17 protein-coding genes are annotated in these 15355 nt (G+C 69.8%); 10 read left to right on the top strand and 7 right to left on the bottom strand.

Annotated elements, in window-relative coordinates; all coding sequences use genetic code 11:
* Positions 1-5: 5 nt before the first annotated feature.
* Genes Pmi06nite_RS18825 through Pmi06nite_RS18835 form a run of 3 tightly spaced genes read right to left on the bottom strand, consistent with a single transcriptional unit; the run spans position 6 to position 2479 of the window.
* The gene (locus tag Pmi06nite_RS18825) at positions 6-650 is read right to left on the bottom strand and encodes a response regulator (RefSeq protein ID WP_203954345.1); all 645 of its coding nucleotides are present in this window, start codon (positions 648-650) and stop codon (positions 6-8) included.
* Positions 641-1813, bottom strand: coding sequence for a sensor histidine kinase (locus Pmi06nite_RS18830; protein ID WP_203954346.1), 1173 nt, complete (start codon positions 1811-1813; stop codon positions 641-643). Before Pmi06nite_RS18830 ends, Pmi06nite_RS18825 begins: the two co-directional genes overlap by 10 nt.
* A gap of 27 nt (positions 1814-1840) precedes the next feature.
* Complete coding sequence (locus Pmi06nite_RS18835) at positions 1841-2479, bottom strand: DedA family protein (protein WP_203954347.1); 639 nt, start codon at positions 2477-2479, stop codon at positions 1841-1843.
* A gap of 153 nt (positions 2480-2632) precedes the next feature.
* Between Pmi06nite_RS18835 and Pmi06nite_RS18840 the strand changes: the two genes are divergently transcribed.
* Both Pmi06nite_RS18840 and Pmi06nite_RS18845 read left to right on the top strand, forming a co-directional pair.
* Complete coding sequence (locus Pmi06nite_RS18840) at positions 2633-2866, top strand: helix-turn-helix transcriptional regulator (protein WP_203954348.1); 234 nt, start codon at positions 2633-2635, stop codon at positions 2864-2866.
* Positions 2863-3831, top strand: coding sequence for an NAD(P)-dependent alcohol dehydrogenase (locus tag Pmi06nite_RS18845; RefSeq protein ID WP_203954349.1), 969 nt, complete (start codon positions 2863-2865; stop codon positions 3829-3831). Before Pmi06nite_RS18840 ends, Pmi06nite_RS18845 begins: the two co-directional genes overlap by 4 nt.
* Positions 3832-3843: 12 nt before the next feature.
* Here Pmi06nite_RS18845 and Pmi06nite_RS18850 read toward each other — a convergent pair whose 3' ends face one another.
* Positions 3844-4434, bottom strand: coding sequence for a helix-turn-helix domain-containing protein (locus tag Pmi06nite_RS18850; protein ID WP_203954350.1), 591 nt, complete (start codon positions 4432-4434; stop codon positions 3844-3846).
* Positions 4435-4533: 99 nt separating this feature from the next.
* On the opposite strand from Pmi06nite_RS18850, the gene Pmi06nite_RS18855 reads away from it, so the two are divergent.
* Both Pmi06nite_RS18855 and Pmi06nite_RS18860 read left to right on the top strand, forming a co-directional pair.
* Positions 4534-5166: a class I SAM-dependent methyltransferase gene (locus tag Pmi06nite_RS18855; protein WP_203954351.1), complete on the top strand. Its 633-nt coding sequence runs from the start codon at positions 4534-4536 to the stop codon at positions 5164-5166.
* A 100-nt stretch (positions 5167-5266) separates the two neighbouring features.
* Complete coding sequence (locus Pmi06nite_RS18860) at positions 5267-6244, top strand: LLM class F420-dependent oxidoreductase (protein ID WP_203954352.1); 978 nt, start codon at positions 5267-5269, stop codon at positions 6242-6244.
* A 20-nt stretch (positions 6245-6264) separates the two neighbouring features.
* On the opposite strand, the gene Pmi06nite_RS18865 is transcribed toward Pmi06nite_RS18860, so the two are convergent.
* Both Pmi06nite_RS18865 and Pmi06nite_RS18870 read right to left on the bottom strand, forming a co-directional pair.
* Complete coding sequence (locus Pmi06nite_RS18865; protein WP_203954353.1) at positions 6265-6864, bottom strand: hypothetical protein; 600 nt, start codon at positions 6862-6864, stop codon at positions 6265-6267.
* 243 nt (positions 6865-7107) lie between these two features.
* Complete coding sequence (locus Pmi06nite_RS18870; RefSeq protein ID WP_203954354.1) at positions 7108-8541, bottom strand: MFS transporter; 1434 nt, start codon at positions 8539-8541, stop codon at positions 7108-7110.
* A gap of 273 nt (positions 8542-8814) precedes the next feature.
* On the opposite strand from Pmi06nite_RS18870, the gene Pmi06nite_RS18875 reads away from it, so the two are divergent.
* The 5 genes from Pmi06nite_RS18875 to Pmi06nite_RS18895 all read left to right on the top strand — a co-directional run bounded on the left by Pmi06nite_RS18875 (position 8815) and on the right by Pmi06nite_RS18895 (position 13154).
* Positions 8815-9468, top strand: a complete 654-nt coding sequence (locus Pmi06nite_RS18875; protein WP_239114011.1) for a TetR/AcrR family transcriptional regulator — start codon at positions 8815-8817, stop codon at positions 9466-9468.
* Between the two features lie 246 nt (positions 9469-9714).
* Positions 9715-10347: an NAD(P)-dependent oxidoreductase gene (locus Pmi06nite_RS18880; protein WP_203954355.1), complete on the top strand. Its 633-nt coding sequence runs from the start codon at positions 9715-9717 to the stop codon at positions 10345-10347.
* Between the two features lie 91 nt (positions 10348-10438).
* On the top strand, positions 10439-10579 hold the full coding sequence (locus tag Pmi06nite_RS18885; RefSeq protein WP_203954356.1) for a hypothetical protein: 141 nt from the start codon (positions 10439-10441) through the stop codon (positions 10577-10579).
* Positions 10576-12753, top strand: coding sequence for an MMPL family transporter (locus Pmi06nite_RS18890; RefSeq protein WP_203954357.1), 2178 nt, complete (start codon positions 10576-10578; stop codon positions 12751-12753). Before Pmi06nite_RS18885 ends, Pmi06nite_RS18890 begins: the two co-directional genes overlap by 4 nt.
* Positions 12754-12812: 59 nt before the next feature.
* Positions 12813-13154, top strand: a complete 342-nt coding sequence (locus tag Pmi06nite_RS18895) for a PH domain-containing protein (RefSeq protein WP_203954358.1) — start codon at positions 12813-12815, stop codon at positions 13152-13154.
* Positions 13155-13163: 9 nt separating this feature from the next.
* Here the strand turns inward: Pmi06nite_RS18895 and Pmi06nite_RS18900 are convergent, their stop codons facing one another.
* On the bottom strand, positions 13164-14096 hold the full coding sequence (locus tag Pmi06nite_RS18900; protein WP_239114013.1) for an AraC family transcriptional regulator: 933 nt from the start codon (positions 14094-14096) through the stop codon (positions 13164-13166).
* 141 nt (positions 14097-14237) lie between these two features.
* Between Pmi06nite_RS18900 and Pmi06nite_RS18905 the strand changes: the two genes are divergently transcribed.
* Positions 14238-15320 carry an aldo/keto reductase gene (locus tag Pmi06nite_RS18905; protein ID WP_203954359.1) on the top strand — a complete coding sequence of 361 codons (1083 nt, stop codon included), beginning with the start codon at positions 14238-14240 and terminating at the stop codon, positions 15318-15320.
* The last annotated feature ends 35 nt before the right edge of the window (positions 15321-15355 follow it).

Genomic DNA, 15355 nt, shown 5'->3' on the forward strand with positions numbered 1-15355 from the left:
GCCGGTCAGCTGCCGAGATAACGGAGGACGGCGAGCACGCGCAGGCTGTACCCCGAGGTGTGCGACAGCTCGAGCTTGTCGAAGATCGCACTGATGTGCTTTTCGACCGCGCTCTGGGAGACATGGAGGAGCTCGGCGATCGAGGCGTTCGTGTAACCCTGCGCCATCGCGTCGAGCACCTCCCTTTCGCGCGGAGTCAGGTGACTCAGCGGATCGGTGTGGGTCGTCCTGGCGAGGAGCTGGCGCACCACCTCCGGGTCGAAGGCCGCCCCTCCCGCGCCGACCCGTTCCAGCGCGTCCATGAACTCGCCGACCTGGGCGACCCGGTCCTTGAGCAGATATCCAACTCCGGCCGTGTCCGCGGTGATCAGCTCCGTGGCGTAGCGCTTCTCGACGTACTGGGAGAGCACCAGGACGGCGATGCCCGGCCGGCGCCGGCGGATCTCCAGCGCGGCCCGCAGACCCTCGTCGGTGTGCGTGGGCGGCATGCGGATGTCCACGACCACCAGGTCGGGGTGGTGCGCGTCGACGGCGTCGAGCAGCGCCTGGCCGTCACCGACCGCGGCGACGACCTCGTGCCCCTCCTCGACGAGCAGCCGGATCAGCCCTTCACGGAGCAACGTCGAATCCTCGGCAAGAATCAATCGCATGGGAACTCCGCGGTGATGGTCGTCGGGCCGCTCAAAGGGCTGTCCACGGCGAAGCGCCCGTCGAGGGCGGCGACTCTGCGGGCCAGCCCGGACAGTCCCCCGCCCGACGGGTCGGCGCCGCCGGATCCGTCGTCGCTCACCCGCACGACGATCATTTCGCCCTCCTCCTTGATCTCAACGACGACCTCCCGTGCCCCCGAATGCTTGGCCGCGTTGGCGACGGCCTCCCGTACGACGAAGTAGGCGGCGGTCTCGACCGTGCCCGCGGGACGCCGGGCCAGGCCGTACCGGACGGTGACCGGGACGCCGGCTCGTCCCGCGACGGCCGAGAGCGCGTCGTGCAGGCCGAGGGAGTCGAGTCCGCTCGGGTAGATCCGCCAGGCCACTTCGCGCAGTTCGTTCAGCGCCTCCTGCGCCTCCTGCTGGGCCTGGCGGAGGAGATCCTCCAGGTGTTCCTGCGAGCGTCCCCTCCGGGCCCGGCCGATCAGCAGTGCCAGGGCCACGAGTCGCTGCTGGACCCCGTCGTGGAGGTCCCGTTCGATCCGGCGCCGCTCCTGGTCGACCACGGTGACGATGCCCGCCCGGCTCTCCGCCAGTTCGGCGACGCGCCGTTCCAGCGCCTCGGTGGAACTCGGGCCGAGGAAACGCCGGGCGATCCCCAGTTCCAGGGCCGCGACCCCGACGATCCCCATGATGTCGAGGAAGAGCATGACCACCCCGGCGACCGCGAGGTAGGCCACGATCCAGGGGGTGGGCGGGATGCCGTCCGGGCTCTCGCCCCGCGCCCATCCCACTACGAACGACACCCCGGTGGCGGCGCCGAGGCCCAGCAGGAACAGCACCAGGCCGCCCAGCACGCCGACGAGCCAACGGACGGCGAGGTAGGCGATCGCCCGGCCTCCGCGGTGTTCGGAGACGACCTGGCCGCCGAACAGGCCCAGCCGCCGGACCTCCAGTTCGGCCAGCCCGCCGGCGGCGAGGAGCACCAGCCGCGCCGACGCCGGCCCCGGCCGCCGATGGACGCGCGACACGAGCAGGATGGGCCCGGCCACGAGGAGGAAGACCATTTCGACCGCGGCGGTCAGCGTCCCCAGGATGAGCGCCGCCAGCACCCGTCCCGCCCGTGCCGCCCGCGTGATCAGACGTTCCCGCCGCTCAGGCATGGACGGCTCCGCGGCTCGCTCCACGCGTCACCGGGCGTGCCTGCCCGCGCCGCGGCGCTCCCGCAGCCGGACGGCGACGAAGCCGACCACGGCCACGACCACCGCCACCACGACGACCTTGGACAGGATCCCCACGTACTGCTCCACCAGAGGCCAGCTCTCCCCGAGCAGATATCCCGCCATCACGAAGATCGTATTCCAGATGAGGCTCCCGGAGAGGGTGAGGGCGAGGAAGGTGCCCATCGGCATGCGCTCCACCCCCGCGGGAACCGAGATGAGACTGCGGAACAGCGGGATCATCCGCCCGAAGAACACCGTCTTCGCACCATGCCGGCCGAACCACGCCTCCGCCTTCTCGATGTCGGCGACCTTGACCAGGGGCAGCCTCGCCGCGATCGCCACCGTACGCTCCCGCCCGAGCAGCGCGCCGACCCAGTAGAGCGCGAGCGCCCCGATCACCGATCCCAGGGTCGTCCAGCACAGAGCGGCGATGAGACTCATGTCGCCCCTGCTCGCGGTGAAGCCCGCCAGGGGCAGGATCACCTCGCTCGGCAGTGGCGGGAAGAGATTCTCCAGAGCGATCGCCAGGCCCGCTCCCGGCGCCCCGAACCCCTCCATCAGTCCGATCGCCCATCCGGTGATTCCGTCAAGATCAGCTGCGTTCATGTGACGAACCTACGAAGCGGCGGATGCGGGGACCATGTGGCCGGCCGCCCGGCCCCGGATGGATCACCGGACCCCGGGGGTGGGGAAAACCGCACCCTGAAGACAGGACGGGCGTCCCGCGCACGCCATCGCCTACCGCGGGGGCTTCCAGCCGTGGTGAAGCCGACCCGGGTCACCAACAAGATCCGGTCACTGCGATTCGCGGACGGCGAGATGACACAGGCGGAACTGGCACGTCGCATCGGCGTGACCCGCCAGACCGTCATCGCCATCGAACAGGGCCGCTACTCCCCCTCTCTGGAGATGGCCTTCCAGATCGCCCGGGTGTTCGGCGTTCCGCTCGACGAGGTGTTCCAGTACGGCGACAGCGAAGGAGAAACGCCATGAAGGCGATCGCGCACGACAGGTGCGGCCCGCCCGACGTCCTGCGACTCGAGGACCTCGACATGCCGGAACCGGGAGACGACGAGGTGCTCGTCCGCGTCCACGCGGCCGGCGTCGATCCGGGCGTCTGGCACCTCACGACGGGCCTGCCGTACGCCGTCCGCCTCGGCTTCGGGCTCCGCGCGCCCAGGGCCCGCGTCCGGGGCATGGACATGGCGGGGCGGGTCGAGAGGGCCGGGAGGAACGTGACCCGGTTCAAGCCGGGTGACCAGGTGTTCGGCTCCTGCGACGGCGCCTTCGCCGAGTACGCGTGCGCCCGGCAGGACAGGCTCGCGGCGAAACCGGCGAACCTCACCTTCGAGCAGGCGGCGGCCGTCCCCGTCTCCGCGTGCACGGCCCTCCAGAGTCTCCGCGACAAGGGAGAGTTGCGGCCGGGGCAGAAGGTCCTGATCATCGGCGCGGCGGGAGGCGTGGGGACGTTCGCGGTGCAACTGGCCAAGGCGTTCGGAGCGCACGTCACCGGCGTGTGCAGCACGACGAAGACGGAACTGGTCCGGTCGATCGGCGCGGACGACGTCGTCGACTACACACGGGACGACTTCGCGGACGCGGGGCGCCGCTACGACCTCATCCTCGACACCGCGGGCCATCGCTCGTTGTCACATCTCCGGCGTGCCCTCACCCCTCGCGGAACCCTTGTCCTCATCGGAGGCGAGGGGAAGGGCCGGTGGCCCGGAGGCATGGATCGCATGCTGAGGGCGCTCATGCTGACGCCGTTCACCGGCCATCGGCTGCGCGGGCTGTTCTCCACCCAGCGTCCGGAAGACCTGCGGCTCCTGGCCGAGCTCATCGAGGCGGGCGAGGTCACGCCGGTCGTCGAAAGGACGTACGCGCTGGACGAGGTCCCCGAGGCCGTCCGGCATCTGGCGGAGGGCCGGGCCCGCGGCAAGGTCGTCGTCACCCTCTGAGCTCCGCGCACGTCAGGACCCCTTCGGCCGGGCCCGCACGTGCAGCCGCTCCCCCTGCGGGCCGAACAGCATGAGGACCTCGACCGGCCGGGATCCGGCGTTGGCGAACGCGTGCGGCACGCGGGTGTCGAACTCGGCGACCTCCCCGGCGGCGAGAACGAGGTCGTGTTCGCCGAGGACCAACCGCAGCCGGCCGGAGAGCACATAGAGCCACTCGTAGCCTTCGTGGACCTTCTGCTCCAGATCTCCGCACTCCGCGCCTCCCCCGGGCATGATCGCCTTGTAGGCGAGCAGCCCGCCGGGCTGGCGGGTCAGCGGCACGAACGTTCTGCCGTTCCGGGTGAAGGGACGCATGTGGACACGGGGGTCGCCGGTCGCCGGCGCGCCGACCAGTTCGTCCAATTGCACGCCGTAGGCCTTCGCCAGGGGCAACAGCAGTTCCAGAGTCGGTTTGCGCTGCCCGGACTCCAGGCGGGAGAGCGTGCTGAGCGAGATGCCGGTCGTCTCGCTCAGCTGGGCCAACGTGGTGTCCCTCTCCCGGCGGAGGGCGCGCAGCCGCGGGCCCACCGCCGTCAGCACGTTCGCGAGGTCGTCGTCTTCCATCCCTCTATTTGCCGGTCCGGCAAGCAGGTTTGTCAACTTCCGCCGTCCAGGGGGAGCATGCGTACGCATCGGCCACGACACACAGGAGGACGGACAGCGATGACCGAGGACACCATGTCGGACGAGGAGTTCTGGGACGCCCGCTACGGGCACAGCGACCAGGTCTGGAGCGGGAACCCCAACGTCATCCTGGTCCGCGAGGTCACCGACCTCCAGCCGGGCAGGGCACTGGACCTGGGATGCGGCGAGGGAGCCGACGCGATCTGGCTCGCCCGGCGTGGGTGGCACGTGACCGCCACCGACATATCCCGCGTCGTCCTCGGCCGCGCCGCCGGGCACGCTGAGGCCGCGGGCGTCGCCGACCTCGTCGACTGGCAACACCATGATCTCGGCGAGTCCTTCCCCTCCGGCGAGTTCGATCTCGTCTCCGCCCATTTCCTGCACTCGCTCGGGGACATGCCGCGGGAGCGGATCCTGCGGACCGCGGCCGCGGCCGTCGCACCCGGTGGCGTGCTGCTCGTCGTCGGCCATTCGGGACCTCCCCCCTGGGACCACGACCATGCCCACGTGGCACTGCCGAAGCCGGAAGAGGTCCTCGAGGCCCTCCGTCTCCCGGACGGGCAGTGGGAGGTGCTGCTCTGCGAGGAGCACGAGCGGCTCCAGACCGCCCCAGACGGAAGCCCCGCCACGCGGACGGACAACGTCGTCAAGGTCCGCCGCCTGAGCGAATGAGCCGCCCGGCCCGGCCGGCTTCGCCCGGCCGGATGACCTCGATGCCGGACACCTGCGTATGCTCCATGTCGCCAAGCCTGACCGTCCTGGAGCGTGTCGCATGACGATCCCCGATCTCTCGGTGTCCCTGGGCTACTGGCAGGACCGCCCTCCGGAGGAGGCGCTGCTCACCGCCGAGACCGCCGACCGGCTCGGGTACGGCGAGCTGTGGATCGGCGAGATGGCGACGTACGACGCGTTCGCCCTGGCCACCCGGGTCGCCGGCGTGACCGGGGAGATCGCGCTGACCCTCGGCCCGCTGCCCGTCTCCGTCCGCGACCCGATGACCATCGCCCGCGGCGCGGCCTCGGTGGCCGGCCTCACCGGCAGGCGGGTCGGCGTCGCCATCGGCACCTCCAGCGACGTCGTCGTCGCCGGCTGGCACGGCCGTGACCGGCGCCGGGCGGGCACGGCCCTGCGGGAGTCGGCGGTGGCGCTGCGGCAGTTGCTCGACGGGAACAAGACCACATTCGAGGGCGAGGTGGTGCGGACCCGCGGTTATCACCTGCGGCTGCCCGCACCGGAGTCCGAGCTCACCATCGCGGCGTTCGGTCCGGCGGCGGTGCGCACCGCCGCCCTCCACGCCGACCGGATGGTGCTGAACCTCATCACCCCGCGGTCCGCCGCGGTCCTCGTCGAGCGGATGCGGGACGAGGCCAGGAAGGCGGACCGCGCCGTGCCGAGGGTGGCCGCCTGGGTGACCGCGGCCGTCGACCCGTCCGAGGCGGCGCTGGAGCAGATCCGCCGGGCCGTCGTCGGTTATCTCGCCGCCCCCGGATACGGCGAGATGTTCGGCGAGGCCGGCTTCGAGGATCTGGTGCGATTCGCCAGGACCCGGCCGCACCCGCGTGACCTGCTCGCCGAGATCCCGGAAGAGCTGGTCGCGGCGGTCGGACTCGTCGGGGACGGCGACGCCGTACGTTCCCGCCTCGAGGAGTACGCGGCCGCCGGCGTCGACGAGGTCGCGCTCGTCCCCGTCAGCGTCCCCGACGACCCCTGCGGCGGAAGGACCATGGCGGCGTTGCGCGCCCTGACGTGACCGGCCGCTCCTACTCGCGCTCACGCAGGCGCTGTTCCCCGCCCGAAGGTTCTGCCGAGCAGGACGTATCCGAGCGCGTACGGCGCGGCGCCAATGATCTCGAAGAGCGATGTGATCATTGAATGCGGCCCGAAGCCGAACAGCGACGCAGTGCCACCGAGCGCGTACACCACGCCACCGAATCCCAGCAGCAGACCAGTCCACCGCTGGCCGTACCGGTTGAGCAGAAGGGCGAGCAGCACGTACCCCAGAGGGAAGAGGACGTTGGCCGCCAGCACAATGATGCTGCCTTCGATGTCGAGATCCGCGGACGTGTGCACGATCTCGGGCGCGTACTTGGCCGCCACCGGGTTGTGGCCGCCATCGAAGATGATGAGACCGAACCAGAACATGGTCCCGACCAGAGCGGTGTACAGCGCCGCAAGTCCTCGCGGACCGAACCCGCGCATACCCAGAGCCAGAACACCGGCCAGACAGGTCGCCTGCACCAGCAGGCTGATCGCTTCCATGGAATGAGTGAACGCGTACCACTCGGCGTGCGCCGCTATGGCGTGCCCGTCGCGCGCCGGGTGCAGTATGACGGTGAGCAGGAACAGCGGCCCCCCGATCATCGCGGTCATCCTCACCGTCATCCGTACATGCCGAGTGTCGTCCTCGGTATCGCCTTGACGAAGGCGTCCGCGGGGCGTCATCGTCCCAGCGGCACCTTGCGCCGAGCGGTGGACAGTCATCCTTGTTCTCCTCATCTGTTGGTTCAGGCCGATGTGCCGTCGGTTCGCCTGCGTGCAGGTGGGCTCTGTGTTCAGGCACACCGCTCATGGGCGTGGGTGGTCAGGTATGCGGTGCGCAGCTGACGCGTGGCACTAGTGGGTGTGCGGCATCGCACCGGCGGGTGCGACTCCTGCGGGCACGATGATCGCGGCCAGCACGGCGGCGACCACGGCCGCGACAGCACTGACCGTGAAGGCGTGGGCGACGCCGGACGTGCTGATGTCGCCGGTCACGCCGCCGACGGCGACGCTGGACAGGACGGCGACCCCGAGTGCGCCGCCGAGTTCGTGGAAGGTGTTCACGATTCCCGAGCGAGTGCCCGCCTCGTCGGGGACGACCCCGCTCAGCGCCGCGGTGACCGCCGTGACCAGCGCGGCGCCGACACCGATCGCCGCCACGCTGAGCCCGGCGACCAGACCGACCGGGCCGCCTGCGGCGGCCGCCAGCCCGGAACCGAGCGCGGCGACTGCCAACGAACCGGCTGCGAGCACGCGCCCGTCGAGCTTCGTTACGGCCTGGCTGCCGCCGTGGGCACCGATGATCGTGCCGAGCGCGATCGGCAGGAAGGCCAGACCGGTCCCCGCGGCGCTGTAGCCATGAAGACGCTGGAGGTAGAACGACCCGAGGTAGAACGCGCCCACCAACAGACCGGTTGCGACCAGCATCAGCATCACCCCGGCCACCACCGGACGACCGGTCAGCACCCGCAACGGCATCAGCGGTGCGACGGCCACGCGCTCGACCAGCACGAACACCCCGTACAGCAGAACCGCCACGGCCAACGGCACGAGCGTCGACACCGCGAGCCAACCGTGTCCGCCGACGTTGACCAGCCCGTATATGGCGGCGCCGGTGGCGAGGGTGACCGAGAGCGCCCCGGCCGCATCCACCTGGACCGGCCCGGACCGGTGTCGCCACCTGGCGGGAATCACCATGGGCGTCAGCGCCAGGACGATCAGCCCGGCCGGCACGTTGATGAAGAACACCCACCGCCAGCCCGGGCCAGATGTCAGCAGGCCGCCGAGAATCACGCCCAGGGCCGAACCCGCACCGGCGATCGCCGCCCATATGCCCAGCGCCCTTGCCCGGTCCTTGCCGGCAAAGGTCGTGGTGACCATCGACAGCGCTGCCGGTGACATCAAGGCCGCGCCGATGCCCTGCGCCGCACGGCCAGCCAGCAGCATCGCCGCGTCGGCCGCGAGTCCGCTGACCAACGACGCGACAACGAAGATCGCCAGACCGCTGAGGAGCATCCGGCGAGCACCGAACATGTCGGTAGCGCGGCCGCCGAGCAGCATGAGACCGCCGAAGACCAACGTGTACGTCGTCAGCACCCACGGCATGATCCCCCGGTGCAGCGCCAAGTCGACGCCGATGTCGGGCAGCGCCACGTTCACGACGGTCACGTCGAGAACGAGCATGAACTGCGCGACGCTCAACAGTCCCAGCAGCCACCACCGCCGCGCGTCAGGTGATTCGGTGTGCTCCCGGTCGTTGGAGATGGGCAACGGTGACGTAGCCGCCATGGCCTGATCCCTCCTCTGTGTAAACGGCCGCCGCGTACGCGATCGGCCCCCCGCAGGACTAACTTGAACATGCCTGTTCGGGTTAAACGCTAGGCATTAACTCGTACACCGTTGTTCGACTTAACGCAAGCCATGACGAAGCAGTACGCGGGCACCAGGCGGACATTTCTGGCACCGCCCGCCGCCTACGCGACGAGAACGCGGGTGTTGCGAGGACAACATGAACTAGGCTGTTCGAGTTACTCGGCGACCTTTCAGCTCACAGGAGTAGGGATGGCAGCCACACCGCGCGGCGCCGGCGGCCGGCCCAGGTCCGCGCAGCGCGCAGCGGCGCCGCTCATGGAGCGGAGGGCCGACGCCCGGCGCAACATCGCGTCCATCCTGGACGCGGCCGTGCTGCTTCTCTCCTGCGACGCCGACGCCAGCGTCGCCGACATCGCCAAGGCAGCCGGTGTCGGCCGGGTCACGCTCTACGGGCACTTCAGCACCCGCGCAGACCTCGTCGACGCTGTGCTGACGCGCACTGTGGAGCAGGCCGACGCCACTCTCGACGCGACCGACACGGCCGGTGACCCACGCCAGGCGCTGACCCGACTCGTCGGCGCCTCATGGCAGATCGTCCACCAGTTCCGGTCCGTGCTTCAGGCCGCCCAGCGCGAACTTCCCGCAGAACGGATCCGCGCCGTCCACGACCGGATCCTGCGTCGCGTCCAGACGATCATCGACCGCGGGCGACAGGCCGGAGTCTTTCGCGACGACCTCCCCGAGGAGTGGCTCGTCACAGTCGTGTTCAGCCTGATGCATGCCGCAGCCGAAGACAGCGCCGCTGGCGCGCTGGACACCGATGATGCGGCGCGGATCATCGCGGCGACGCTGCTCGCAGCCCTCACCGCGCCCGGTGCGACCGTGCCCACGGTGAACCCGTAGCCGCCTGAACGCGCGGCAGGGCTCAGCACTACATCCCTGACTGGATGTGATTTCCGCCGGCCTACGCCGCCCGTGGTAGCGGCAAAGCCCTCCCCTGTCTGACGACCGGGACCGCTTGCGGCCGACATCGTGACTCATCACACGGACGGCGCGGGTGGAGCGCCGGCTGCGGGACTTCGTCACCCGTTGAGGAAACCCGAGCCGGCGTGCCGCGATCACAGCACCACCGGTTGAAAGAGGAAAAGCATGAAGATCACGCTCTTCGGGGCGACCGGAGGCACCGGCGGTCAGGTGATCCGGCAGGCCTGCGACGCGGGCCATGAGGTCACCGCGGTGGTGCGGGACCCGGCCCGGCTCACCGAATCGCATCCCCACCTGACGGTGCTGCAGGCCGACGTGATGGACCCCGCCGCGATCGGCTCGGCCATCGACGGGCGTGACGCCGTGGTGTCGGCGCTGGGCTCCCGTGACGGGCGGGTACCGACCACCGTCTGCACCGACAGCACGCTCAGCATCATCAAGGCCATGCACACCGAAGGCGTGCGACGACTCGTCGTGGTCAGCGCCGGCACCCTTACCACCAACGGCGACGGACCACTGACCCGCCTGATCCTCAAACCGATGCTGGGCAAGGTGCTCAAGCACACCATCGCCGACAAGCGCCGGATGGAGGATGTCATCCGGGCCAGTGATCTGGAGTGGACGATCGTGCGTCCGCCGATGCTCACCAACGGGCCCCGAACCGCTGCCTATCGCAGCGCCGTCGACCGCAACGTGCGCGGCGGGATGCGCATCTCACGCGCCGATCTCGCCGACTGCATCCTGCGTTGCCTGGTCAATCACGACCCGATCAATGCCGCGATCTCGCTCGGAAACTGACCCGGCCATCGGACACCGCATGCCCCCGCACCCGGCCGCCATGCCATCCATCGACGCCCTATCCACCCATGTCATCACCACAGGAGATGCGATGCCGGTCATCGTCGACACCCATCAGGCCGATGCCTGGAACGGTTGCCAAGGCCACCATCGGGTCGATCAACATGAGCGCCACAACGCGGTGAACGACGGGCTGAACGAGGCCATCCACCCCGGGGCGTCGCGAGCATGAACACCGGCGCCGAAGTCCGCAACCCGGCCATCATCCAGTTCTCTCGCTTCGTACTGCGGCACAAGCTGGCGGTGACACTGTCCTGGCTCGTCCTCTTCCTTGCCGGTGGCGCGACCTCCGGCCAGTTGTCGGGCCACCTGTCGCACGACTTCTCCTTTCCGAACGCGGCCGGCGACAAGGCGAACCACGCCATCCTCACCGCCTACGGCACCGGAGCCGGCACATATCCGCTGGTTCCCGTGATCGTCCTCCCCGACGGAACCACCGCCGACGACCCGGCGGTCAAGCAGGCGTTCAACGCGGCGGCCGTCACCACGCGGATGCGGGTGGTGTCCTATCCCTCCACCGGCGACCGCCGGTTCGTCGGCGCCGATGGGCGGACCGTCTTCGGGCTGGTCTTCACACCGCCCACCCGTGGCGCGTCCACACCCGACTACGGCGGGCAGATCACCCGGGCGATGTCGAGCGTCCTCCCGGCGGGCGCGACGGTGCACGTGACCGGAATCAGCGAGTTGTCCACCGTGGATGACACCGGCTCGGGCAGCAGTGTTCTGACCGAGACGCTGATCGGTGGGCTCGGCGCGCTCATGGTGCTGGCCTTCGTCTTCGGCTCGTTTCTGGCCCTGGTACCGCTGCTGGTGGCGGCCGTGTCGATCCTCACCACGTTCCTCATCGTGCTCGGGCTGACCCAGGTCTCCGACGTGAGCTTCATCGTCCAGTTTCTGGTCGCGCTGATCGGCCTGGGCGTGGCCATCGACTACTCGCTCCTGCTGGTCACCCGATGGCGGGAGGAGCGGGCCCACGGCTACTCCGGCGACGAGGCGGTACACCGCGCGATGGCCAGTGCCGGGCGGGCCGTGCTGTTCAGCGGGGTGACCGTGGCCATCGGGCTGATCGCGCTGGTGGTTCTCCCCGTACCTTTCATGCGCAGCGTCGGATATGGCGGGATGCTCGTCCCCCTGGTCAGCGTGCTGGTCACCCTCACCCTTTTGCCGGTGCTGCTGGCCGCTGTCGGGCACCGAGTGGATTGGCCCCGGGTACGCCGGGAGGAGTCGGCCAGCCGCGTCTGGCGGGCGTGGGCCGGCGGCGTCGTCCGCGCCCGCTGGCTCGCCGCCGCCGGTGCGCTGCTGGTCCTCGGCGGCTTAGCCGTCGCCGGTTCGGACATCAAGCTCGGCGACGCCCACAGCGACGCGCTCGCTCGCTCGGCCCGACCGGCCGCCGCAGCCGGACTGGCCGACCTGACCCGGGCCGGAATACCCAGCGGCGTACTGACCCCCATCGAAGTGCTCATCCCCGCCGGCACACAGCCACCGTCGACGCTGGACGGCCTGCCCGGCACCTTCGCGGCGGTCGCGCCATCCGACCCCGCGTGGCACCAGGCCGCGACGCGGCTGCTGGTCGTGCTGCCTGGCGACGAGGCGAGCAGCGACGCCGGTAAGGCCACTATCACCCGGGTACGCGATGTGCTGCACCGTGTGCCTGGCGCGCAGGTGGGCGGGCTGGGCGTATTGGAGCAGGACGCCGAAAACGTGCTCTACGGACCGTTCCCGCTGCTGCTCGCCCTCATCGGATTGATCACCTTCGTCCTGCTGACCCGGGCGTTCCGCTCAGTGTTGCTGGCGCTCAAGGCGGTCGTGCTCAACCTGCTGTCCCTGGCCGCCAGCTATGGAGTGCTGGTCCTCGTATGGCAGGACGGCCACGGCTCACATGCCATCTGGGGGGTACCGGCCACCGGCGCGATCACCTTCTGGGTACCGCTGATGGGTTTCGCATTCCTCTACGGGCTCTCCATGGACTACGAAGTATTCATCCTCGCCCGGATGCGGGAGGAGTACGACCGCACCGCAGACACCCGGACAGCGATCGTCGAAGGCCTCGGCCGTACCGGCAGGCTGGTCACCAGTGCCGCGCTGATCCTGTTCCTTGCCTTTGTCTCGCTGGCCACGGCGCCGGGCACCGACATCAAAATCCTGGCGACCGGACTGGGCGCGGGCATTCTGCTCGACGCGACAGTGGTCCGCAGCCTGCTGGTGCCGGCCACGGTGTCGCTGTTCGGCCGGTGGAACTGGTGGTTGCCCGGCTGGGCCGCCCGCCTGTTGCGCGTTCCGGCGGTGCCGGTCGATACGACATCCGTGTCCATCGCCGGCCCGGCTTCCCGTACCGCGGTCGGCTGAACCGACCACCGCACCAGCCGGGTCGCCGCCCTTCAGCATGGGCGTCCTATCATCCTGCTGTGTACGACGACGGCCTGGTGACGTGTACTGACGCAGAGTTGATCATCAACAAGTACTACTTCCCTTTCGGGTCGGCCAAGCGGATCCCGCTCTCCGGCATCCGCGGGGTGCGGTGGATGCCGCTCCCCCACGGAAGCCTGCGGATCTGGGGTTCCGGCGACTTCGTGCACTGGCTCAACCTCGACTCCGGCCGCCCTCAGAAGAAGGCCGCGCTCGTCATCGATCTGGGCCGCAGGATCGTGCCGATGATCACGCCCGACGAACCGGCCCGGCTCGTGGCGGAGCTCGCCGCCCACGGGATCACCATCAGCGGGTTCCCGCAGGGCCCCGCACGGGCCTGACCGTGCTCGTCACACCGGAGACGGGGTGCAGTTGAGATCCCCGGCCTGCTGACGCAGCCGTGCGGCATCCTGGCCCGGCGGTACGCCGAACAGCCGGCGATACTCGCGGCTGAACTGCGACGCGCTGTCGTAGCCGACCGTGAACCCGACGGCGGCCACGTCCCGCGAACCGCTGAGGAGCAGCAGCCGGGCCTCCTGCAGGCGAATCCGCTTCTGGTACTGGATGGGCGTCATCGCGGTGACCGCGCGGAAGTGCCGGTGGAACGCCGACGAGCTCATCCCCGCAATCCCCGCGAGGTCGTCCACGCGAATCGCCTCCGCATGGTGGTCGCGGATCCACCGGATGGCGCGGCCGACGTGGGACAGGCGGCTGTCGGCGAGGCCGATCTGGCGGACCGTCGCCCCCTGCTCGCCGGTGAGCAGCCGCCAGTGGATCTCCCGCTCGATCATCGGCGCCAGCACCGGCGCGTCGGCCGGGCGGCCGAGCAGTCTGACCATCCGCACCATCGCGTCGAGGAGGTCGTCCGGAGCGTCGCTGACCGCGACACCCCGCGGGGTCTCGGATCTTCGGCCGGGCTCACGCGCGTATGCGGCGGGCCCCGCCTCCAGGAGAAGCGACGCGATGACGGCCGGGCTGAGGGTGAGGCCGCAGCCGAGGAAGGGCCGCTCGGGACTGGCCTGCGCTAGTTGGCCGGTCACGGGCAGGCCGACCGAGACCACCAGGTACTGGCCGGCGCCGTAGTCGTAGATCCGGTCGCCCAGAGTGAGACGTTTCGCGCCCTGGGCGACCACGGCGAGCGTGGGCTCGGCGACGGTGGCCGTGGGAGGGGACGGCTTCTCGGCCGCCGACAGCAGCAGGCCCCCGACGGCCGGGCCTGATCGCCCGGCATGGCGGGTGATCAGGGAACGCAGTTCTTCCAGGGACACGTTCGATTCAAGCACCGAGGGCGGAGCGCCCCATCCCGGTCCCGTCGAAGTCGCCAGGATCGTGCAAGACACCGGCAGTATCGATCTAACGTTTCCGCAGCTCAAGCCGCTTTACTCGAAGGGATGTTTTCCACCCGTGAGCACAGGAGCACAAGCATGGCGCTCGATTCCTATGTCAGCCTCGGCCACTCCGGCCTCAAGGTGAGTCCTTTCTGCCTGGGGGCGATGAACTTCGGCGAGGACGGCGGGATGGGCTGCGGCGTCGAAGAGTCGCAGAAGATCCTGCAGACCTACCTCGACCGCGGCGGGAACTTCGTCGACACCGCCAACTTCTACACCAACGGCCATTCGGAGAAGATCATCGGCGACTTCTTCGCCCAGCGCCCCGGGCTGCGCGACCGCGTCGTCCTGGCGACCAAGTTCTTCTGCAATCTGCACCTGGGCGACCCGAACGGCGGCGGAGCCGGACGCAAGGCGATCCTCGGGCAGGTGGAGGACTCGCTGCGCCGCCTGCGGACGGACTACATCGACCTCTACTGGCTGCACAACTACGACTGGTCCACGCCCGTGGAGGAGACTCTGCGGACGCTGGACGACCTCGTCACCGCAGGCAAGATCCGATACGTGGGCTTCTCCGACACCCCGGCCTGGTTCACCGCGAAGGCGCACACCATGGCCCTGCTGCGCGACTGGACGCCGATCACCGCTCTGCAGATGGAGTACTCCCTGCTGGAGCGCACGATCGAGGGCGAGCTGATCCCACTGGCGCAGGACGCCGGCATGGGCGTGCTCCCCTGGAGCCCGCTCAAGAGCGGCTACCTGTCCGGGACGTACGTTCGCGGCAACGGCATCCCCGCCGGGACCAGGCGCTCAGCAGTGCTCGGCGTGCCCAGCGAGGCCCAGTTCGAGGTGATCGACGCACTCGCCGCCGTCGCCGAGGAGGCCGGTGCGAGCTCCGCTGCGGTCGCTCTCGCCTGGGTGCAGAACCGCCCCGGCGTCACCTCCACGATCATCGGGCCCCGCCGGCTCGACCACCTCGAGGCGAACCTCGCCGGACTGGAGGTGCGCCTGACCGAGGAGCAGACCGCCCTCCTGGACGAGGTGTCCACTCCCACGCTGAACTTCCCCGCCGAGCTCAACCGCCGGGTCGCGCCCATGCTCAAGTACTCGGGTGCCACCGTCGACGGGCAGAAGACGTCCGCCTACCCGCCTCTGCTGGAGAGCACGACCCGCTACTGAGCCGGGCGCTGGAGGTACTTGTCGCCCCACTGCAT

Origin of the sequence: Planotetraspora mira, from assembly GCF_016863275.1 — a bacterium.
GTDB classification, from domain to species: domain Bacteria; phylum Actinomycetota; class Actinomycetes; order Streptosporangiales; family Streptosporangiaceae; genus Planotetraspora; species Planotetraspora mira.